This window comes from Celeribacter baekdonensis B30 (assembly GCF_000299875.1).
GTDB lineage: Bacteria > Pseudomonadota > Alphaproteobacteria > Rhodobacterales > Rhodobacteraceae > Celeribacter > Celeribacter baekdonensis_A.
Window position 1 is genome coordinate 125,424 of record NZ_AMRK01000010.1, and the last position, 19,607, is coordinate 145,030.

Consider the following 19,607-nt stretch of genomic DNA (forward strand, 5'->3'; position numbering starts at 1 on the left):
GTGAGGATGACGTCACACTATTGTTACTCCCTTGTGAGGACGGGGGTGTCGTTTGGGTGTCGGATACTGGCGCAGCTCGCGCCACGCCAATATCGCATTTAGGCGCTAGGCACCCAAAATATGAATTTCCATTTGCAGAAAACTGTTATCCCGAAGGGGGATGAGGTCCTGATAGGCTTGTTGATCAAAAAAACCTTTCGGTGCGGCCTGATCGGGGAATTCAAGTACCAACACCGTGGCAAGGTCGCATTTGCTCGCCAAACGATCAGCAACGGGGGCACGCAGTTTTGGTATAATGCCTGCGGCTTTCAACAAAGGCTGAACCGAGTCTGCGCCTTTCTTGGCCTCTTCGGCTTTGGCAGGGTCTGGTCTTGAGAGTACGATAATATGCGCGGTCATGGCTCCTTTCCATTCCGCGATTATTGAAACGTTTCAGGCAGTTCGATTGCAAGGATGCGGTATGGATCGGGGCTGCCTGCATCCGGGTCGAACAAATGGTCGAGCTGACCTTCGACGACGTAGGCCGTCTCTCCGATCACCGTCGCCGTCGTGGGCACATTCAGATCTTCCGCAATCGCTTCGAGTTTGGCCTCTCCGTCGAACACAGTCGCACCCCAAAGCGCACCACGTGCGCCTGCGTACAATCCGCCCCCTTCAACAATCAGAAACCTGCCATCGCCCAAAGCTGTCAAACCGTCCGCGCCGTGGATCTCTGCCGACATTTTCAGATCCGTGATCTGTCCGGCCTGTCCATCAGCACCCACGTCGATCTGATGTAAAGTGCCGGTGTTGTAGCGCGCGACAAAGACCGCACCGTTGTCATAGGCGATGCCATTCAGGTTGAAGCCTTCGCCGACAAAGTGGCTGTCGTCCAGCCAGATTTCCAGTTGATCCGCGCCGGGTTTCAAGGCGTAGATACGGGGCACGAAGCTGTCCGTGGCCAGGATCGTGCCATCGGGAAGGGCGGCGATATCGTTGCAGAACATGCCGCCCTCCGGCAACGGGTAGCGGCCAGCGGGTGCTCCGGTTTCGGTGTTGAAAGCAACAAGCGCGGGGGCCGCCGTTCCCGTCAGGGCTCCGATGCCCGGGTCAGATGAACAGGCAAAGGTTTGATCGCCTTCAACATGCAAGCCGACGACGGTCACCAATCCATTTGCGCCAGCGGCTGCAAATTCTGTGACATCCTCTGTCTTGGCGGAGATTTTTACGATACGCCCTTGTGTGAGACTGCCGACATAAAGGGTGCCTGAGGTGTCATGTGATATGCCTTCGGGCGCGAATGCCGCGTCTGGCAATGTAATCCTGGCATCCGCCATCGCTAAGGCAGGCAATGTGGCTGCCAATGCGCCCGCGAGCAGGAGGGGTTTGAGGGAGAGTGTCATAGCGTTCCTTTCCTGAGTTGCCAGAAAGTACATGGGCTATGTGCGTTCAGCTTTCGCGCTACGGATGGTCAAAGGCGCGCTTCAAACGGTCAATTGCGCGCGCGGTGCTGGTCCAATGACACAAGATCGCCAATTGGCCGTTTCTGCGTTGCGCGCAGTTCGGTCGGGCTCATGGAAAATCGGCGCCGAAACCGCTCTGCGAACCGGGATTGCGATTGGTAGCCGCATTCAAAGGCGATTTGCCCGATTGGCATGTCTGAGGAAATGACCCGCTCCACCCCCTGATTCAGGCGCGTATCCTCAAGCAGATCGCGAAAGCCGGTCTTCTCGGCCTGGAGCCTGCGGCGCAACGTCCGCTCGCTCATAGCAAGCGTTTTGGTCAAATCCTTTACGGACCAATCGCGCGAAAGATTTGTCTTGAAGTGATGCGTGATCCGCTCAGACAAGGTTTCATTGTGGGACAACAGAAGGTTTCCAGCCAAACCTAGCCGTGCCAGAATCAGGAGTATCTCGACCAGCCTGTGGCGGGTATGGGTCAGGTCTGCGGGGTAATTTTGGTCGTGGGTGATCCAGTCTGCGATCAAGGAATACATCTCATTTGATCCGGCAGCTTTCCACTTTGGCGTCAGATCCCAGTCCTTAAGCCCGTTTGAATAGGCCTTGCCAAATAACTCTATGGTTTGCCGGTCAAAAACCAATGATGCGCCTAGAAAACGGCTTTGACCCAGTTCGGGAATGTTCTCGACGTCACACCGCATCCCCTTAGGAAGCAAAAGAACTTCTCCGGGCTGTGTGCTATAGGTCTGCCGATCAGCGATGATCCTCTTCTGGCCGATAATCGGGAACATGAGCATCGGCGCGGACATATCCATTTTGGTAATGGTTTGCGCCTGTTGGCATCCATTGATCCAGAAACCCCGTGCGGTTTGCCCGGACAGGAAGGCCATGGTCATCGATTTCTCCAGCCGTGACATGATGGTCTGCTCGGTCATTGATCGGGGTCCTCGTCTGTGGGAATACCATTATTTATCAGTTTTTCGCTCTGCCGGATGTCAAAAATGGCCACTGACCGTTTGCGGCGCAGAATTGGCCGGACATGGACAGAATGATGCCGCCTCCCGACGGATCGCGTGTTGACTGGGCGGGTGACAAGGAAAAAACTTGGACGAGAATGTAACACTCTGCTACTCCGCGCTCTCTTCATATGTATCTGCCGCATTTTCGCGGCGGGCAACTTGGAGATCAAAATGAAAAATTTCGATGTACAATCCATCGGCCTTACAGTTTCTGCGGACGCGGCGTTCGATTATATTTCGCAACCCGCCAACCTGCCGAAATGGACCAACGCGTTTTCACGCGCCGATGACAAGACAGCCGATTTGGTAACCCCGAATGGCGAGGTTCCAATCACCTTGCAAACTGTGGCCTCGCGCGCGGCAGGCAATGTCGACTGGCTGATGACTTTCCCCGACGGGTCCGTGGCTGCAGCCTATTCGCGGATCACGCCAAATGGAGCGGGTGAATCTATCTATTCTTTCGTGCTGATGGCGCCCCCTGTTCCGCTTGAGGCTCTGGAAGGCGCACTGGAGGCGCAAAAAGGCATTCTGGCCACAGAGCTGGAAAAACTGAAAGGAATTCTTGCCGCATGATCCTCTTTGATCCTGTACAAGTGGAGGCCGCGCGACAGGGAAGTCGCGCGGCCTTAGAGGCACTTATAAACGCTGCGAAAGGTCCGGTTTTCAATCTGGCGATGCGGATGCTCGCCCATCGGGAGGACGCAGAGGACGCCACGCAGGAAATTCTGATCAAGATCATCACCCACCTAGGGGATGTGCGTGACATAGACCTTGCAGGGGCATGGGCCTTTCGTGTGTCCACCCGCCATCTTGCCCAAACTGCGCGGTTGGGACGGGTCGAAAAAATGCGTCTCAGCTTTGAGGATTTCGCCGAGGACCTGCACCTTGGCCAAGGGGAGTCCTCACATTTTGGTCTGACGGAGATTGAACATCAGCTTGCATTGAAAGAAGTGAAAGTGGGGTGCACCTTGGCAATGTTGGTGTGCCTGTCACGGTCGCTGCGCATGGCTTATATTCTGGGGGATATCTTCGAGATGACCGATACAGAAGCCAGCGACGTCCTTGAAATTTCGGCCGGAACCTACCGCCAAAGATTACGGCGCGCCCGATCCGCAATCAGCGGATTCATGCAATCAAATTGCAGCATTCACTCCGCGTCAGCCCGGTGCCGCTGCGAAAATCGCATAGCACCCGCGTTGCAGTTGGGCCGCATTGCGAAGGGTACCGCGCATCTGGACAGTGACCAAGCAGGGCAGATGTCTCCACATGATATCAGCCAAGACGTAGCGGTGCTTGAAACCGCGCAACGCTCGGTTGCGATCATGCGGTCCAACCCGCAATTCGTGACCGCCGTCCCGTCATTGGTAGAACAGTTGCTGGACCGGATTTCGTAAAAACCCCGAAGACCTTCATGGTCGTCGGGGTATGCACCTCTTGGGTATCGTGTTCCATTGGCGATTAAGCGCGGTCATCACCTGCATTTCGCGGCGAACCTCGGTCGCTGCCTGTCACGACCGATCTTGGACGAACACTCCGGTTTCGTCCTCTCTCCCATGGTGGCCGGCATTCGGATGGCCACGGGGATCGACTTTTCAGCACCCAAAGCACCTCAGAACATGGGACAAGTCCGACGCGCAGAGGCGCGGGCGCGCGAAATCTTTCCGTTGGCGCAACAGGTCGAACCAACCCCTTGGGTCGGCTTGCGTTCCTATCTGTCGGGTATGCGCCCCGTTATAGGACCCGCCACGGGCCATTCTGGCCTCTGGTTCGCGTTTGGTCATGCGCATCACGGGCTCACACTCGGGCACGTCACGGATCGTCTCGTGAGCGAGATGATCACAGAAGACACCCCTTGTGTCGATCCGACCCCTTTTCACGTCGACCGGTTTCGTGCTTGAAGTTTCGCCTCTCTTATCGCCTTTAGAAACAAGAGTTTCCATGACAACCCTCGCATCGCGATGTCCGCTGTCGCGCATCTGTTGAGACAATCAAAGCTGCTCTGAATGGGAATGACCGACCAGAACATATCTTTGCGTTGACCCAATCACTGGAACTCTATGATTTCTATCAGGGCAAGATGCTGGAATGCGATCGGCATCTTGAGGCTATGCTGGCGGAGTTGGGCGCAGATCAGGATCATGATCCTGCAAGACTGCCGCGCGTGCGCACAAAGACCAGACAGGTAAACACGCCGTCATTTGATGTGCGTGCAGCCCTGTTTGGGGTGCTTGGGGTTGATCTGACCCAAATCCATGGGATGGGGCCTTCACTATCACTGAAGCTGGTTGGGGAATGTGGGACTGATTTACGGGCATGGCCGAGCGCCAAACACTTCACGTCTTGGCTCTGCCTGGCACCGGGCAACAAGATCTCCGGCGGCAAGGTGTTGTCATCACGCACACGGCGATCGTCCAGCCGCGCCGCTGCGCTTTTACGGTTGGCCGCTGTCACCATTGGGCGCAGCGATACGGCACTTGGCGCTTTCTTCCGACGATTGGCAGAAAGGGCAGGAAAGGCAAAGGCCGTCACGGCAACAGCGCGCAAGATCGCCGTCTTGTTCTACAACACCTTACGATATGGCATGACCTACAAGGACCCCGGCGCATCGCACTATGAGGAACGATATCGCAACCGCGTACTCGGGAATCTCAAGCGCCGCGCCAAGTCACTGGGCTATGATTTACAAGAGCTGCCCACGGAGGCTGACATGGCTGTTTCTTAGGAAGGCCCCCCAGTTCTTCGCGAGCCAAAAGCCATGAGGTTTCGGTTCGTCGAGGAACATCGCAGCAGCTTTCCAACAGGTCGGTTGCGTCAGGTTATGAACGTCAACCGTCGTGGCTTACGAGCATTTCGCAGCCGCCCCGCCAGCCGTAGGCAGCGCACAAACATGGTCGTTCTGGCCCGCATCAAGGAACAATCGCGCCTGAGCCTTGGTAGCTATGGCAGGCCCCGGGTGACGGAGGAACTGAAAGAGGTCGGGGTAGATGTTGGTCATCGTCGGGTCGGGCGGTTGATGCGTGACAACGGGATCGTCGTTGAAAGAACACGTAAATTCAAAGCAACCACGGACAGCGATCACACATTCAACATCGCCCCGAACCTGCTGGATCGCGATTTCTATGCGCTTGAGCCAAACCAGAAATGGGCCGGTGATATCAGTTACATCTGGACCCGCGAGGGTGGTTGTATCTGGCCGTGATCCTGGACCTGCATTCGCGGCGCGTCATCGGCTGGGCCGTCAGCAACCGCATGAAGCGCGACCTGGCGATCCGGGCGCTGAGGATGGCCATTGCCTTGCGAGCCCCGTCCAGGGGTTGCATCTTCCACAGCGACAGGGGCAGTCAATATTGTTCGCATGACTATCAGAAAATCCTGCGAGAGCATGGGTTCAAGGCGTCAATGAGCGGCAAAGGCAACTGCTATGACAATGCCGCCATCGAAACATTCTTCAAAACCATCAAGGCCGAATAGTCTGGTCGCGCATGACAGGTAAAAAATATAACAAAATATCTGGAAAAGGATGGATTACAACGGTTGTACCGGGGCGGCGGAATTTCAAATATCGAAATGACATTTTCGATGTTTACGATGAACCTCTTCGGATCATGCTGATTGAGGTTGAAAAGAATGCGGCAGAACTTCGCCGACGCATGTCTTTCTGGTACAGTGTTTACAGGGAAGTTCAAAAAATGACTGCGGCGGGCTGAGGAGCCGCAGGGAGGTGAAATTCTTTCATGGCACCGTAAAGTTAATGCATTGGCTGGCTCACTCTGACATCAAGGCACATGATCCAAAAGAGCCTTCAGCTCTTTGACCATGTAGCCGCCTGCCTTTGAAGCCGAAGCAGACCCGATGACGGCGTTGCCGTCAATATGGGCTGACTTGCAGTGAGAATTTGCTCGCTCAGTTCAGGCGACACTTATTGTCAGATTTTTCCGCATCGTGCCACGAACGGCCACTCCAGAGAACACGCAGGGAAGCAACTGCGCACTGTCATCCGGCGGCTCAGGGCCGACCACGGCAAGATACCACGCTCACCGCATGGTGTCCCTGCGCGGCACCTGACGTTCGCTGGGCCTGACACCTATGGCAGCATCGCGGACAAAACGGCCATTGACCCTTGCGGGCCCGAGGACCACTTCCGCTGGGACGTGCCGAAATTAAGTACGAACGGAAAGCGGTCATCTGATGTGGCTGTATCTGTCGCGCGCGGCGAATTGATGTGGCCAACACCATGAGTCGTGCGACATCTCCTTGGCGGATCAGCTTGCCACGCGACGAAACCCGACATCCCTCGTGGCGCCGCCCTATTCGTCAGGGAAGGCGTGGGCCAGTTCCACTGCAAAATCAAAGGAAACGTTGCTCCCCGGTTCCAGCATCATGTCCTGGGGCAAGGCGGCGATGATCTTGCTGCCGTCCGCCAGTTTCACCTCCACCACCGTTTCCGAGCCAAGCCTTTCGGTCAGTTGCACCGTGCCGTGCAACATCCCCGTGTCTGCTGCGACGGGTCGCAGATATTGCGGCCGCACACCAAGAGTGGCGGACTGACCCGCGGCAAAGTCGCGCCCCTTGCGCGGTACCGCGATGGGGTCGAGCGACGGGCTGCTGACGGTGATCGTCTCCTCCGCGACCTGTTCGACCCGCACAGGGATGAAGTTCATTGATGGTGCGCCAAGGAAACCCGCGACGAACAGATTGGCGGGGTTGTGATAGAGGTCCATCGGCGCGCCGGCCTGCATCACCCTGCCGTCCTTCAGCACCACGATCTTGTCGGCCAGCGTCATCGCCTCGACCTGATCGTGGGTGACGTAGATCATGGAGGCGCCAAGGTCCTGATGCAGCTTGCCGATCTCCATCCGCATATCCATCCGCAGGGCGGCGTCGAGGTTCGACAATGGCTCGTCGAACAGGAACACCTTGGGGTCGCGCACGATGGCACGCCCGATGGCGACGCGCTGTCGCTGACCACCGGACAGTTCCGACGGGCGCCGGTCCAGCAGGTGCTCCATCTGCAGGATGCGCGCGGCGTTGGCGACCGCAGCTTCCTTTTCGGCCTTGGCGACCTTGTTGATGGTCAGGCCGAATGCCACGTTCTCGCGCACAGTCATATGCGGAAAAATGGCGTAGCTTTGAAACACCATCGCGATGCCGCGCCGCGAAGGCTCCAGATCGTTGACGTGCGTGCCGTCGATTTCCAGCGTGCCCGACGTGATGTCCTCCAGTCCCGCGATCATCCGCAGGAGGGTGGATTTGCCACAGCCCGAGGGGCCGACGAAGACGACGAATTCGCCGTCCGCGATGTCGATGTCGACGCCCTTTATGACCTCGGTCGCGCCGTAACTTTTGCGGATGTCGCGCAGTTTCACCGTTGCCATGCCGCTACTCCTCCGCCATGCGCCGGGGCGCGAGTTCCAGAAGGCCGTCAGCGGTGACGCGCACCGGTTCGGGGTCCATGACGTGGCCGACGAAATCGCCACCGTCGGGCCGGTCGGCAAAGCCGAGGATCACCAGCCCGTCGTCCGTGTCCACGATCCGCGCGGCATAGCGGGCGGGCGGCAAGGCGCCGTCAAGGAACTCTGGTGCCAATTGCCACGGCCCGCGCGGGCCTGCGCCGATCAGATAGTGGTTGCCGGTGCTGGGGCCGGTCGCCGTCTTCTCGGCGCGGTCCTTGCTGAAATGCTCGGCCGCGGTGCAGAACAGGCAGAACCAGTGGCCGTCCTTCTGGAACACCTGCGGAACCTCCAGCTGGCCATAGCCGCCGACAAAGACAGGCGCTTGCAGCGTCCAGTCGTAGCCATCGGGAGAGGTGGCGAAGCCGATGCAGCCGCCGGCGTTAGGCTCTGCCACACCCGCCTTGCGGGCGGTGAAAAACATCAGCCAGCCGTCGCCTTCGGGGTCCTTCATCACCCAGGGGTCGCGCATCGCGCGGTCGTGCCAGAAGCCGACCATGTGATCCGCCTCATACAGCTCTGCGTTCGGCCCGGTCAGGTCCAGCGCCAGACCGTCGCCGAACCGCGTCCAGTTGTGCAGGTCAGTCGAAGTCGCATGGCCGATCCGCTGATACAGCGCATTCTCGGCTTGGCTGGTGCCGGTGTAGTAAAGGTGCCAGAGGTCGTCATCACCGCGCACCACGGACCCAGTCCATGTGGTGCAATCGTCCCATGCGGGCGCAGGTGCCGGGCCGAAGGTCTGCCCCAGATGATCCCAGTGGATCAGGTCAGTGCTAGTGGCATGGCCGACAGTGGCATTCATGTGCCGAAGCTCCGGATCGCCCAGCGATCGGGGGGCTTTGAGAAAATAGCCGTGCCAAGTGTCGCTGCCGCGGACGTACCAGCTATCCCAGATGAATTGATCTTTGAGTGCGAGAACCATGACGATCAGCCTTTCACGCCAGTAGAGGCAATGGACGAGATGAACGCCCGTTGCATGATAAGATAGAAGGCCAGCACCGGGACCGTGATGATCGTCAGATAGGCCATGATTTCACCCCAGGCGGTGTCGAGCTGAAAGAAGTATTGCAGCCCGACCATCACGGGGCGGTAGCTTTCCTGCTGCACCACGATCAGCGGCCAGAGGTATTGGTTGTACATCACCAGGAACTTCAGGATCGCCGCCGTCGCCAGCACGGGGCCGGCCAGCGGCATGACGATCCGCCGGTAGATCTGCCACCAGGATGCGCCTTCGACGCGGGCGGCTTCGATCAGCTCTCGCGGCAGGTCCTTGAAGTATTGCACGAACAGGAACACCGTCAGCCCGTCCGCGATCCAGGGGATGATCTGCACGCGGTAGGTGTTCAGCCAGCCGAATTGCAGCCCGTCCAGTCCGATCCACGGCAGCTTGCTGACCAGCAGCAGCAGGGGGATGGCGATAGTTTCGAACGGGACGATCAGGGTGGCGATGACGATGCCCAGCAGCAGATCGCGCCCCTTCCAGTTCAGGAAGGTAAAGCTGAACGCGGCCAGCGAGCACAGGAACAGCGACAGCAGCACCGTCACGCCCGTCACCAACACGGAATTGAAGACAAAGAGCGCCACAGGCGCACGCGAAAAGGCGTCGGCATAGTTGGCAAACCCGATGTCGCCCACTGGCAGGAACGCCCGCAGGCTGGCGGTATCGCGCAGCAACTGGTCGCTGGGCTTCAGGCTGGACATCACCATGAACAGCAGCGGAAAGATGAAGATCACTGCGATCAGCGTCAGGACGACATAGCGCACCACAAGGCGCAAACCATGGTTGTCGGCAGATATGGTGGCCATCGCTCAGCGCTCCCGCGTCAGAAATCGTTGGATCAGGGAAATCGACAGGACCAGCAGGAACAGGATCACGCTGATCGTGGCGCCGCCCGAGATGTCCTGCTTGCCATAGCCGCGCTCTACCGTCTGAAAGACCAGCGTCGTGGTGCTGTCCAGCGGACCGCCGTTGGTCATCACGTCGATCTGCGCGAACAGGGCGAAGGCCTGCATCGTGATGACGATCAGCACCAGCACGGCGGTGTTGCGCAGCCCCGGCCAGGTGACATAGCGGAAGGTCTGCCATTTGCTGGCGCCTTCGATGCTGGCGGCTTCATAAAGGCTGGGGCTGATGGTTTGCAGGCCTGCCAGCCAAATCACCATGTGAAAGCCCACCGCCTGCCAGATCGACATCGCCATGATCGACCCCAGCGCCGTGTCCGGATTGCCCAGCCAGTCGTGGGGTTCGAACAGGCCGAAACTCAGGCCATGCAACATGTTGTTCAGCAGCCCGTTGTCGGGGGAATAGAGGAACCGCCAAAGCAGCGAGACGACGACGATGGAGACCACGACAGGCATGAAATAGATCGCGCGGTAGACGTTGATCCCGCGCAAGCGCTGGTTGATCAGCAGCGCAAGGCACAGGGCCAGACCCGCCTGCACCGGGGCCACGACGATCACGAACTTGACCGTGTTCCAAAGGCTTTTCCAGAACACGACGTCGGATGCCACGACGACCTTTGCGGTGTCGCCGGATTGCCAGCGAAACCATTCCCGCATGCCGTCGAATTGCGGATAGTCAGGGTTGTTGCGGGTGAATCCGCGGACGCGGGGGTATTCCGGCACCCCGTTGTCGTCACGCACTATCGCACCGGAATCGTCGCGTTCCGGTTCAATCGTCAGCACGCCAATGGACAGCAGGTTGTCGTAGTTCTTCAGCCCGACGAATTCGGTCGGGTTGGGGGAAATCAGGCGCTGATTGGTCAGCGACAGGTAGAAGGCGAAAAAGAAGGGGATCACGATGAACAGCGCGATCAGGCCGAACCCCGGCAGGGCAAAGGCCCAGCCCGCGCGGTTCGATGTAGTCAGTTTCGATGTCATGGTTAATCCCCCCCCTTCATGCCGTCCGGGGGGCCGACCTGCGGCCCCCCGGGTCACGCTTACTCGCTGTGGCCGTAGCCAGAGTTGCGCTCGATATCGGCGTTGATCTCGTCCGTGGCGGCGTCCAGCGTGTCGGCCACGTCGGCGCCATTGGCGATGTCGGCTAGGGCCTTCTCGAACACCTTCGCCTCGACGACGTAGCCGGGGGTGACGGGGCGGACCAACGCCTGCGCCTTGGTCAGGTCATAGAACACCGCCATCGGCCCGCCGTCCTTGTAGTTCTCGGTCATCTGGGCCGCCGAGGCGGTGGGCGGGATCAAACCGATCGCATTCGAGAAATCGGCCAGATACTTGTCCTGCAACGCGAATTCGATGAACGCAGAGGCGCCGTCCGGGTGTTTGGAGGCCGAAGACACGCCGAACTGCCAGCTTGCGGCACCGATCTTGGGGCCGGCGCCGAAATCGGGCGCGGGAAGAAAGACCGTGTCGTCGAAGGTTTCCAAGATGTTTTTGGCCGCCCAATTGCCGTTCCAACTGAAGGCATACTTGCCGTCCTGGAAGCCCGTCTCGCGCGCCGCCGGGTCCTGGCTGGTGCCGGGGGCCAGATCGTTGGCGAACAAGCCCTGCCACCATTCTCCGAAGGCCATCGCCGCATCGCCGTTCAGCGCACCCTCTGCTGTCAGATAGGTGGACCGGTCCACCAGATCGCCGCCGAAGGATTGCAGGAACGGGCTGAAGGCATAGGGATACCATTCACCGGTCCAGGCCATGCCCAGATCGAGCGGGTAATCATAGGTGCCGGTGGCTTTTGCCGCTTCTAGTGCGCCCATGAACTCCTCTTGGGTCCATGGCTGCTCCAACGTCGGTGTGCGCAGGCCCAGATCGTCAAGGATCGACTGGCGCGTCACGAGCGCGACGGCAGCGTCCCACAGGCCGATGGAATATAGCTTGCCGTCCCAATAGCCTTTGGGGCCGGGCAGGAAGTTCTCGATCTTGGTCTCGTCGATCTGCAGCGGTTGCAGGTAGCCGGACCAGGCCCAGTTCGGCATCACCGGGCCATCGACGTCGATGATGTCGGGCAGATTGCCGGCGAGGGCGGCGGCCACGACGGAATCGTTGTAGCTTTCCTGCGGAAAGCTTTCGACGGCGACGAGCCAGTCGGACTGGCTGGCGTTGAAGTCGTCGATGATGGTTTGCAGGACGGCGGCTTCCTTGGGGTTGCCGGCGCCGTGATACCACATGGACAGGTCGGTCTGGGCCGCGGCCATCGTGGCCCAGACGGTCGTGGCCAGCAGGGCTGCGGTCAGGGTTGCAGTCATCTTCATTGTGTCATCCTCCCGATTGACGTCAGTTTGGTGATGGGTGTCGGCAGGGTCCTGACGGACTGGCCGAGGTGCACGCGGCCGCTGACCAGCACCGGGGCATCCGGCACATCGGCGGCATCGTCGATCATGCGCAGCAACAGCTGCGTCGCCCGCACGCCCATGGCGTGATAGGGCAGCTCTGCTGAGGTCAGTGTCGGATAGAGCGTCTGAGTGATCATGCGGTAGTTGTCATATCCCGCGACACTGATGTCCTGCGGCAGGCTGACACCGCGCGAGCGCAGGATGCCATAGGCGCGCATCGCCATCTGGTCGTTGCCAAAGCAGATCACGGTGGGCGGCACGTCCAGCGCCAGTACCCGGTCGATGGCGTCCCACAGCACCTGCACCTCGGCGTCGTGATCCGTGGTGCCGATGCCGCCGACGATCACCAGCGCGGGGTCAAAGGTGATCTCGGCTGCTGCCAAGGCGTCGCGATAGCCTTGGGTGCGCAGGCGGGTCGCATCCATGTCGGCTTTCAGTGTCAGGTAGGCAATGCGCCGGTGACCGCGCGAGATCAGGTCGGCAACCAGCATTTGCTGGCCCTTGCGGTCGTGCGGCAGAACACAGGGGGTGCCGCGGTCATCATAGCAATTCGCCAGCACCAGCCGGGTCTGCATCGACACGGGCGGCAATGTCACCCTGCGGTGGTGGTCCGCGACATAGACGATGCCCTCAACGCGGTGCTGCTCGAATGTGCGCATCAGGTCTGCGACCCGGTCCGGCCGTCCGCCGCTGTCGGCGATCAACAGCGTCTTGCCGCTAGACTCCATCGCCTTCTGCACACCCTGCACGATGAACAGGTCCGGCAGGCCGGAATTGTCGGGCTGCGAGGTGTCAACCGAAATCGCGCCGGTGATCAGGCCGATCAGCCCAGATTTGTTCGACCGCATGGCGCGGGCGGCAGAGGACGGCGCATAGCCCAGCTCTGCGATGACCTGACGCACGATCTTCGCCGTCTCGGCCTTGACGGGTGCGTCGCCGTTCAACACGCGGCTGACCGTCTTGGGTGAAACGCCAGCTGCCTTTGCGACATCGTAGATCGTGCTCACGTTTATCCCTCCGCTGTCCAACGACCAGTCCTTGCTTCCCGCCATGACATCGGTGTCATGACACCGATGTCATAAACGAGTCTCGTCGCGGCGGTCAAGCCGAATCTTTTAAGCGCAGGTCGGATTGCAAAGCCGGATTGCAGCTCTCGCGCTGACGGGGGGACGTCGTTTCCGTTGGAAGCCGACCCAGGACGGCATCCATCAACGTGTCTTGCAGGGGGATCTTCGGCTTGGCAGGAAGCGCAATTACTGTGGCTCCGCACCGTCGCGGCGAACGTCGCGCGATCCACAATTGCAGTCATTTGTTACATGCAGAACATTGACAGAATGTCCGCATCAGCGACATTCGTCCCCGGATTTTGCTGCGTCAGGCCGTGAACGGCCGCTTCGGGGAGGCTGCGGCGCAGCGTAGGCATGTTCTCGACCGGCATCTGTGGGCCGATCGGGTCGATATGGCCGCGCTGGCCTTAAGAATGGCTCGCAGCGCGCCGCAAAGCGGCTTTGAGCAAACTATTGCTCTTGGCGGCAGGTGTAGCGAACGGCAGGTGTTATAGAGGCGATGGCAGTTCTGTTCTGGCCGAGTGGTATCGGCCAGTTTTTTAGACACTCCCGCTTTTCACCGTGCAGCCTGCGGGACGCGTTTCTTTAGGGCTCGCTTGGCGGGTCTCGCGGTCCGCCAAAACTGACTTTGTTCTCGATGCTCTTGAGCAGGCCCTGCACGATCGACGACCGGTCCAGCAGAGCTGATTGGTTCATCACTCAGATCGCGGCGGGCAATATTTGTCCATGCGATACACCGAGCGCTTGGCCGAAGCTGGCATCGAACCATCGGTCGGCAGCGTCGGGGGACTCGTATGACAATGCGCTCGCGGAAACCATAAACGGTCTCTACAAAACCGAGCTGGTCCACCGCCAGGGGCCATGGCGCAACGTGCAGGATCTGGAAATGGCCACGCTCGGATGGGTAGATTGGTTCAACAACCGGCGCCTGCTTGGACCCATCGGAAACATCCCGCCGGCAGAGGCCGAAGAGAACTTCTATGCACAGCGCAACATGCTCGATATGGTCGCGTGAAGTGAAGCCATTGGTCTCCGATGAAACCGGGGCGATTCAGTCGATGAAGCCAGCCACATCGACCGAATAGCCTAGGTAATATTGGGTCGGGTCGAGTTTGTAGTATCCTCTCGCCGCCGACTTTCAGGAAGCGGGTGTCACCTGTAGCATCGGTGTCTTGCGTCCAGATCTTTCTCTTTATCCAGCCAAAAGGGCGCGCTCGTTCAAAGCGTCGAACTTGGCGAGGTTTGCGGTCATCCGGTGCTGCCACCGCGCGACCAGGGCCGCGGTGTCGTCAGCGGCGAGATGGGCGTCGAGCGCTGCCTGGTCCCGCCACCGCTCGACCACGAGCATCCGCCCGCACACCTGATCGTCGGGAGCAACCGCATAGAATAGGCACCCGTCGCGCGCTCGCGTCGTTCGACCGAACGACGCGATATCCTCGACGAAGGCGGCGACATCCGCCGGTGCCAGGTGGATGTATCCGGTCACGATGAGCATGGTCGTTTCCCTTTCGCCATGGACGGTCACGTAGCTGTCAGGACGATTTTGCCCTGAATACCGCCGGCCGCGGCGCGTTCGTGCGCGCGTGCCGCCTCGGCCAGCGGAAAGATGCTGTCGATCACGACGCGGAGGGTACCGTCATCCAGCAGGCGGGCCACGTCTTTGAGTTGTGCGCCGCTGGAGCGAACCTGTATCGAGGATACGGTGATCCCGAGCCGGGCTGCCTTCTCCTGTGCATCGAACCCCAGCGGGTACACCAGGAAGAGCGCGCCGCCTTGTTTAAGCACGCGCAGGAAGCGCGCCGCGTCCTTGCCGCCGACGGTGTCGAGCACGAGGTCGACGTCCTGCACGATCGCGTCGGCCGCCGTTTGCGTATAGTCGATGAACCGATCAGCGCCGAGCTCGCGCATGAGCGCTTCATGCTTACCCGAGGCCACCGCGATCACATGGGCGCCTTGCCACTTCGCCAGTTGCACAGCCAGATGGCCGACACCGCCCCCGGCACCGTTGACAAGCACCGTCTTGCCCGCGAGTGGGACCGGCGTGTGCTTGTAGGATTGGAACGGGTTCGGCTCGTCATGACCGAGATCGATCAGGAACTGCCAGGCAGTAAGCAACGACATCGGCGCGGCAGCTGCATGGAAGTGATCGATGCCATCGGGTTTGTGTGCAATTTCGGTGACAGGCACGCTGACATATTCGGCATAGGCTTTGCCGCCTTCCATCACGTCCGCCGGGAAACGCACCATGGCATAGACCACGTCGCCGACGGAGAACTCCGTAACGCCCGCGCCAACCCTCTCGATCACGCCCGAGACGTCAGAGCCGAGAATCATGGGGAATTTCGGGTTTGGCTGCCATTCCGGCGGCAGCGACCGGTAGCCGTCGCGCAAATACCAGTCGGGTGGGTTGAGGCCGACGGCATGGACGCGCACCAGCACCTCCTCCGCTTTCGGATCCGGGATAGATGCGTCCTCGTAAACGAGAACCTCTGGTGCCCCGAATGCGTGCAGGCGGACTGCTTTCATCATGTTGCTCACAGGCTTGCTCCATTCATTGAATTGCTCAGCCGGATATAATCTTTTGAATTGCGATTGATTATTGGGGTCAGGAGCAGTTAAGTCATGCCATGAAAGCACAAATGGTACTTGAGCGGCTGACGGGCCTGATTGCCTTTGCGCGCGCCGGTTCGCTGGGCAGTTTCACCGCCGCAGCCCATGCCTTGTCGGTCTCGCCATCCGCCGTGAGCAAGAGTGTCCAGCGGCTCGAGGCTCAGTTGGGGGTGGCGCTTTTCACGCGGACAACCCGTTCACTGACACTGACTGCTGAAGGCCGCGATCTGCACGAGCGCGCCATCAGGCTGCTGCGCGACGCGGAGGAGATCGAGCAGGTCGCGATGACGGCGCGTTCCGAACCATCGGGACGTTTGCGGATCGCAACATCGCTGCCGATCGGGATGCATGTGATCGCGCCGCTCCTGCCGGCCTTTCGCGAGACATACCCGAAAGTGACGATCGATCTGCGATTGAGCGATCGGATCATCGATATCGTGGACGAGGGGATCGACATCGCTGTGCGGATCGGCGACCTGACGGATTCACGGCTGTTGTCGCGTAAACTGGCACCGCACCGGCTCTGCTGTTTTGCATCGCCGCGCTACCTAGGCAGACACGGAACGCCAAAACACCCTGATGACCTTGCCGAGCATCAGACCGTCTCCCTGCGCTACCAAAGCACGGGACAGACCTTCCGCTGGCCCTTCAGGATCGGAAGCAGGATCGTGGAGATCGGTCCACCCTCAGGCACGACGGTCGACGCAAGCGACGCGCTGGTTGCCGTTCTCGCCGCCGATGGCGGCATCGGGATGGCCGCAACATTTGTCACAGCACCTTACGTCGCGCGCGGTGAACTGGTCCCCGTGCTTTCCGACTTTTCCGTCGAACGTCACAACATCACTGCTGTTTGGCCGGAAAGCCGCCGTGCGAACCCGGCGGTCCGTGCCTTCCTGACAGTGCTGCACCGGACATTCGAAGATCGCATGAAGCAGACAAAATGAAAGTGGTGCCAGGGATGATTGCCATACTCGATGAAGGTGTCGATTCTGCTACCGAATTGCGGCCTATCCGTCGAGTTTTCCTCTGCTCTCCTGTCGCAAGGCCTCCAGAAACAGGGTGGAGGCGCGGGTCGGATGGCGTCGGCTTGAATAAAAGGCGTGATAGCCTGGAAACGGCGGACACCAGTCGGCGAGCACTTCGACGAGCCGGCCCTCGCTCAGGAAGGGCGCGGCAAGGTCCTCGAGCATGTAGGCCAGACCCATTCCCGCGCTGGCCGCCTCCACGAGCGCGTCGCCGTCGTTGACGATGATGGATGGCGAGACCTTTACCGTTTCCGCATGTCCGTCTCTCTCGAACGACCACGGCGACAAGGTGCCGCCCGCATTCCTGAAGCCGATGCAGCGATGCGCCGACAGGTCGCGCGGTACGCGCGGCGGATCGCGGGTCTCGAGATATCGCGGCGCGCCCACGACGACCGTTCGCAGGGGCGGCCCCACGGGCATGGCGACCATGTCCATCTCCAGATCGTCGCGCATCCGTATCCCGATGTCGAACCGTTCGGCGACGATATCGACATATCTGTCCTCCACGCTCAGCTCGCCCTCAATCTCGGGGTGGGCCGCGATCAGCCGCGAGAAGGCGGGCCAGACCAAGGTATCCGCGGCATGTTTCCCGCAGGTCACCCGCAGGCGCCCGCCCGGTTCCTCGCGCAGCCGTTCAAGAGCCTCGATCTCTGCGCCGATCTCCGCGATGACCGGAGAGAGTGTGGCGAGCAGTCGTTCGCCCGCCGCGGTCGGGGCAAGGCTGCGTGTCGAGCGCGACAGCAACCTGAGCCCCATCTCCTGCTCAAGGCGCTTGACGGTCTGGCTGACGGCGGACTGGGTCACCCCCAAGCTGCGTGCCGCGGCGGTAAAGCTGCGCTGTTCGGCAACCCGGTTGAAGATGAAGAGGTCGGAGAACTGTCGCGGATCCATTCAGTATTTCTGCTACTTGGTCCTACATTCATTAGGGCTCTAATCGCGCATTGTATAGTCGTGTTAATTAAATGTCAGCAAACAAGAGGAGCTGACATTGACAGACAAGGTATGGTTCATCACCGGAGCGGGCAGGGGGCTGGGCTACCTGCTCGCCCGGGACGCATTGAAGGCCGGTGACAAGGTCGTTGCGACCAGCCAGACCGTCGACGGAATTGCCGAGAGCCTCTCCGCCTCGGACGACCGCCTGCTCGTGCTGCCGCTCGACGTGACCGATCCCGAGGCAGCTTCGTCTGCACATGACGCAGCCATCGAGACGTTCGGTCGGATCGATGTTCTGGTCAACAACGCCGGACGCGCCCAGCTTGGATGGTTCGAGACGATCCCGGAGGAGGATGTGCGTCGGCAGTTCGAGATCAACCTCTTCGGCGCGATGAACGTGGCGCGCGCGGTGTTGCCCACGATGCGCCGGCAACGCTCGGGCCTTGTGGTAACGATCTCGTCGGTGAACGGCCTCGTCTCGAACCCCGGTGGGTCGGTCTACTCGGCGTCCAAGTTCGCGCTCGAAGGCTGGATTGAGGGTCTCGCCGAAGAGATCGCACCGCTTGGCATCCATTCTCTTGTCGTGGAACCGGGGATGATGCGCACGAACTTCCTTGATCCGTCCACTGTGCGGCAGGGGAATGTCGAGATTGCGGATTACGCCGAGGCCGTCGAGGGTTTCCGAAGCTTTATCGAGCAAGCGAACGGCGCGCAGCAGAACGATCCCGAGGATCTTGCCGCCCTGATCGTCGCCGAAGCCTCGTCCCCCGACCCTGCGCGACGGCTCCTGTTCGGTGCCGACGCGCACGAATGGGCAGGCGACAAGTGCCAGCAGCTCGCAGCAGAGATCAAGGCATCGAGCGCGCGTGGCTGAGCAAGGGCAACGTCACAAGGATGATGTTTTCTTGGAGGCAGCACTGGATGAATGGGAGCGCTTCTATAACTTTGCCAATCCACATGACGCCTTCAATGGAAAGACGTTGCGATCCACAGCAAACAAGCAGGACGTCTGACCGGACTGAGCCGCAACGCGTTCTGCCCCCTGCACACAAGCCGCGGCTTGCATCGCAATCTCGTCAACGGCATCCATCCGACACTGCCGAACCGGCCTCCGTGTCGAAACGCTGACGTGCGCTTGCGATCTTGGGAAGGTTCTCGATTACCCATCCGCCGAGCGCCCTGATCGGCACGACCATTTCCTTGCCGAGATCAGTTAGCGCATATTCGACACTCGCCGGCTTCGTCGGATACACGGTCCGCGTGACAAGGCTGTCCCGTTCCAGCGCAGGAAGCGTGAGCGTCAACATTTTCTGCGATATCCCTCCAACAGAGCGCCAAAGCTCGCTGAACCGTTTGGGGGGCGCTTCCAATTCCATAACGACCTGGATCGCCCACTTGTCGCCAATCCGCGACAATGTCTCGGTCAGTGGATTGCAGGGCCGAGTTTCCTGAATGGTGCCTTGTTTCAAAAAGGTGCCTCCTTGGCGACCTTCGATGCTCTCCAGTGTATACCATATAACAAAATGAAATCACTTATTCGAGGTGCAAGGATTGGAAGCGATCATATGAGGCAGGTAGTCCTCATCACCGGCGGCACCATGGGCATTGGTCTGGGACTTGCGGAAGCGTTTCTCGCACCCAATGTAAAGATCAATCGCAACGCGCAGGCCTTGGACCTTAGTGCGTGCTGGTGGATGCCGACCGTCGGCAACCAGCACGCGGGTGCGCTCCAGCGTCGATGGAAGGGCGTCTGTGGGTGGCTCCCGCATTGCAAGCGT

21 protein-coding genes and 2 pseudogenes are annotated in these 19,607 nt (G+C 59.9%); 9 read left to right on the top strand and 14 right to left on the bottom strand.

The window, feature by feature from the left end; genetic code table 11:
- Positions 1–105 precede the first annotated feature (105 nt).
- The 3 genes from B30_RS16495 to B30_RS21525 all read right to left on the bottom strand — a co-directional run bounded on the left by B30_RS16495 (position 106) and on the right by B30_RS21525 (position 2,374).
- A complete protein-coding gene (locus B30_RS16495; RefSeq protein WP_009573281.1) occupies positions 106–399 on the bottom strand; it encodes a hypothetical protein in 294 nt (97 codons plus the stop codon).
- Between the two features lie 20 nt (positions 400–419).
- A complete protein-coding gene (locus B30_RS16500; RefSeq protein ID WP_009573282.1) occupies positions 420–1,382 on the bottom strand; it encodes an SMP-30/gluconolactonase/LRE family protein in 963 nt (320 codons plus the stop codon).
- 89 nt (positions 1,383–1,471) lie between these two features.
- On the bottom strand, positions 1,472–2,374 hold the full coding sequence (locus tag B30_RS21525; RefSeq protein WP_009573283.1) for an AraC family transcriptional regulator: 903 nt from the start codon (positions 2,372–2,374) through the stop codon (positions 1,472–1,474).
- Positions 2,375–2,629: 255 nt separating this feature from the next.
- Here B30_RS21525 and B30_RS16510 point away from each other — a divergent pair, with 255 nt between their 5' ends.
- The 6 genes and pseudogenes from B30_RS16510 (at position 2,630) to B30_RS22220 (ending at position 6,165) form a co-directional block, all read left to right on the top strand.
- On the top strand, positions 2,630–3,031 hold the full coding sequence (locus B30_RS16510; protein ID WP_009573284.1) for a hypothetical protein: 402 nt from the start codon (positions 2,630–2,632) through the stop codon (positions 3,029–3,031).
- Positions 3,028–3,852 carry an RNA polymerase sigma factor gene (locus B30_RS16515; RefSeq protein WP_009573285.1) on the top strand — a complete coding sequence of 275 codons (825 nt, stop codon included), beginning with the start codon at positions 3,028–3,030 and terminating at the stop codon, positions 3,850–3,852. The genes B30_RS16510 and B30_RS16515 overlap by 4 nt, the downstream gene beginning before the upstream one ends.
- 57 nt (positions 3,853–3,909) lie before the next feature.
- Positions 3,910–4,356, top strand: a complete 447-nt coding sequence (locus B30_RS21840; RefSeq protein ID WP_081583745.1) for an NAD(P)/FAD-dependent oxidoreductase — start codon at positions 3,910–3,912, stop codon at positions 4,354–4,356.
- Positions 4,357–4,493: 137 nt separating this feature from the next.
- Entirely contained in the window at positions 4,494–5,180 is a 687-nt protein-coding gene (locus B30_RS16525; protein WP_009573287.1) for a transposase, read from the top strand.
- 9 nt (positions 5,181–5,189) lie between these two features.
- Positions 5,190–5,926, top strand: a pseudogene (locus tag B30_RS16530) (IS3 family transposase); the annotation flags it as partial.
- Positions 5,927–5,940: 14 nt separating this feature from the next.
- Positions 5,941–6,165, top strand: a complete 225-nt coding sequence (locus tag B30_RS22220) for a hypothetical protein (protein WP_157789829.1) — start codon at positions 5,941–5,943, stop codon at positions 6,163–6,165.
- 600 nt (positions 6,166–6,765) lie between these two features.
- Here B30_RS22220 and B30_RS16535 read toward each other — a convergent pair.
- The 6 genes from B30_RS16535 to B30_RS16560 are packed head-to-tail and all read right to left on the bottom strand — an operon-like array spanning position 6,766 to position 13,201.
- The gene (locus tag B30_RS16535; RefSeq protein ID WP_009573288.1) at positions 6,766–7,833 is read right to left on the bottom strand and encodes an ABC transporter ATP-binding protein; all 1,068 of its coding nucleotides are present in this window, start codon (positions 7,831–7,833) and stop codon (positions 6,766–6,768) included.
- 4 nt (positions 7,834–7,837) lie between these two features.
- Positions 7,838–8,830 (bottom strand): levansucrase, encoded by a 993-nt coding sequence (locus B30_RS16540; protein WP_009573289.1) that lies wholly within the window; start codon positions 8,828–8,830, stop codon positions 7,838–7,840.
- A 5-nt stretch (positions 8,831–8,835) separates the two neighbouring features.
- Positions 8,836–9,714, bottom strand: coding sequence for a carbohydrate ABC transporter permease (locus B30_RS16545; RefSeq protein ID WP_009573290.1), 879 nt, complete (start codon positions 9,712–9,714; stop codon positions 8,836–8,838).
- 3 nt (positions 9,715–9,717) lie between these two features.
- Positions 9,718–10,788, bottom strand: a complete 1,071-nt coding sequence (locus B30_RS16550) for a carbohydrate ABC transporter permease (RefSeq protein WP_009573291.1) — start codon at positions 10,786–10,788, stop codon at positions 9,718–9,720.
- A gap of 59 nt (positions 10,789–10,847) precedes the next feature.
- Positions 10,848–12,113: an extracellular solute-binding protein gene (locus B30_RS16555; protein WP_009573292.1), complete on the bottom strand. Its 1,266-nt coding sequence runs from the start codon at positions 12,111–12,113 to the stop codon at positions 10,848–10,850.
- Positions 12,110–13,201 carry a LacI family DNA-binding transcriptional regulator gene (locus tag B30_RS16560; RefSeq protein ID WP_009573293.1) on the bottom strand — a complete coding sequence of 364 codons (1,092 nt, stop codon included), beginning with the start codon at positions 13,199–13,201 and terminating at the stop codon, positions 12,110–12,112. Before B30_RS16560 ends, B30_RS16555 begins: the two co-directional genes overlap by 4 nt.
- Positions 13,202–13,852: 651 nt before the next feature.
- Here B30_RS16560 and B30_RS16565 point away from each other — a divergent pair.
- Positions 13,853–14,276, top strand: a pseudogene (locus tag B30_RS16565) (DDE-type integrase/transposase/recombinase); the annotation flags it as partial.
- A 177-nt stretch (positions 14,277–14,453) separates the two neighbouring features.
- Here B30_RS16565 and B30_RS16570 read toward each other — a convergent pair.
- Together B30_RS16570 and B30_RS16575 are read right to left on the bottom strand one after the other, a co-directional pair.
- Complete coding sequence (locus B30_RS16570) at positions 14,454–14,756, bottom strand: putative quinol monooxygenase (RefSeq protein ID WP_009573295.1); 303 nt, start codon at positions 14,754–14,756, stop codon at positions 14,454–14,456.
- A gap of 26 nt (positions 14,757–14,782) precedes the next feature.
- Positions 14,783–15,790, bottom strand: a complete 1,008-nt coding sequence (locus B30_RS16575) for an NADP-dependent oxidoreductase (protein ID WP_100220139.1) — start codon at positions 15,788–15,790, stop codon at positions 14,783–14,785.
- 98 nt (positions 15,791–15,888) lie between these two features.
- Here B30_RS16575 and B30_RS16580 point away from each other — a divergent pair, with 98 nt between their 5' ends.
- Positions 15,889–16,815 carry a LysR family transcriptional regulator gene (locus tag B30_RS16580; protein ID WP_009573297.1) on the top strand — a complete coding sequence of 309 codons (927 nt, stop codon included), beginning with the start codon at positions 15,889–15,891 and terminating at the stop codon, positions 16,813–16,815.
- A gap of 63 nt (positions 16,816–16,878) precedes the next feature.
- Here B30_RS16580 and B30_RS16585 read toward each other — a convergent pair whose 3' ends face one another.
- On the bottom strand, positions 16,879–17,787 hold the full coding sequence (locus B30_RS16585) for a LysR family transcriptional regulator (protein WP_009573298.1): 909 nt from the start codon (positions 17,785–17,787) through the stop codon (positions 16,879–16,881).
- Positions 17,788–17,884: 97 nt separating this feature from the next.
- Here B30_RS16585 and B30_RS16590 point away from each other — a divergent pair, with 97 nt between their 5' ends.
- Positions 17,885–18,703, top strand: coding sequence for an SDR family oxidoreductase (locus tag B30_RS16590; RefSeq protein ID WP_009573299.1), 819 nt, complete (start codon positions 17,885–17,887; stop codon positions 18,701–18,703).
- A gap of 202 nt (positions 18,704–18,905) precedes the next feature.
- Here B30_RS16590 and B30_RS16595 read toward each other — a convergent pair whose 3' ends face one another.
- On the bottom strand, positions 18,906–19,298 hold the full coding sequence (locus B30_RS16595; RefSeq protein WP_009573300.1) for a winged helix-turn-helix transcriptional regulator: 393 nt from the start codon (positions 19,296–19,298) through the stop codon (positions 18,906–18,908).
- A gap of 60 nt (positions 19,299–19,358) precedes the next feature.
- On the bottom strand, positions 19,359–19,607 hold a 249-nt coding region (locus B30_RS22230), incomplete at its 5' end, for a hypothetical protein (RefSeq protein ID WP_157789831.1).

Coding starts and splice junctions, on each gene's coding strand:
- B30_RS16495 (WP_009573281.1), bottom strand. CDS start 399: ATGACCGCGCATATTATCGTACTCTCAAGACCAGACCCTGCCAAAGCC.
- B30_RS16500 (WP_009573282.1), bottom strand. CDS start 1,382: ATGACACTCTCCCTCAAACCCCTCCTGCTCGCGGGCGCATTGGCAGCC.
- B30_RS21525 (WP_009573283.1), bottom strand. CDS start 2,374: ATGACCGAGCAGACCATCATGTCACGGCTGGAGAAATCGATGACCATG.
- B30_RS16510 (WP_009573284.1), top strand. CDS start 2,630: ATGAAAAATTTCGATGTACAATCCATCGGCCTTACAGTTTCTGCGGAC.
- B30_RS16515 (WP_009573285.1), top strand. CDS start 3,028: ATGATCCTCTTTGATCCTGTACAAGTGGAGGCCGCGCGACAGGGAAGT.
- B30_RS22220 (WP_157789829.1), top strand. CDS start 5,941: ATGACAGGTAAAAAATATAACAAAATATCTGGAAAAGGATGGATTACA.
- B30_RS16535 (WP_009573288.1), bottom strand. CDS start 7,833: ATGGCAACGGTGAAACTGCGCGACATCCGCAAAAGTTACGGCGCGACC.
- B30_RS16540 (WP_009573289.1), bottom strand. CDS start 8,830: ATGGTTCTCGCACTCAAAGATCAATTCATCTGGGATAGCTGGTACGTC.
- B30_RS16545 (WP_009573290.1), bottom strand. CDS start 9,714: ATGGCCACCATATCTGCCGACAACCATGGTTTGCGCCTTGTGGTGCGC.
- B30_RS16550 (WP_009573291.1), bottom strand. CDS start 10,788: ATGACATCGAAACTGACTACATCGAACCGCGCGGGCTGGGCCTTTGCC.
- B30_RS16555 (WP_009573292.1), bottom strand. CDS start 12,113: ATGAAGATGACTGCAACCCTGACCGCAGCCCTGCTGGCCACGACCGTC.
- B30_RS16570 (WP_009573295.1), bottom strand. CDS start 14,756: ATGCTCATCGTGACCGGATACATCCACCTGGCACCGGCGGATGTCGCC.
- B30_RS16575 (WP_100220139.1), bottom strand. CDS start 15,790: ATGATGAAAGCAGTCCGCCTGCACGCATTCGGGGCACCAGAGGTTCTC.
- B30_RS16580 (WP_009573297.1), top strand. CDS start 15,889: ATGAAAGCACAAATGGTACTTGAGCGGCTGACGGGCCTGATTGCCTTT.
- B30_RS16585 (WP_009573298.1), bottom strand. CDS start 17,787: ATGGATCCGCGACAGTTCTCCGACCTCTTCATCTTCAACCGGGTTGCC.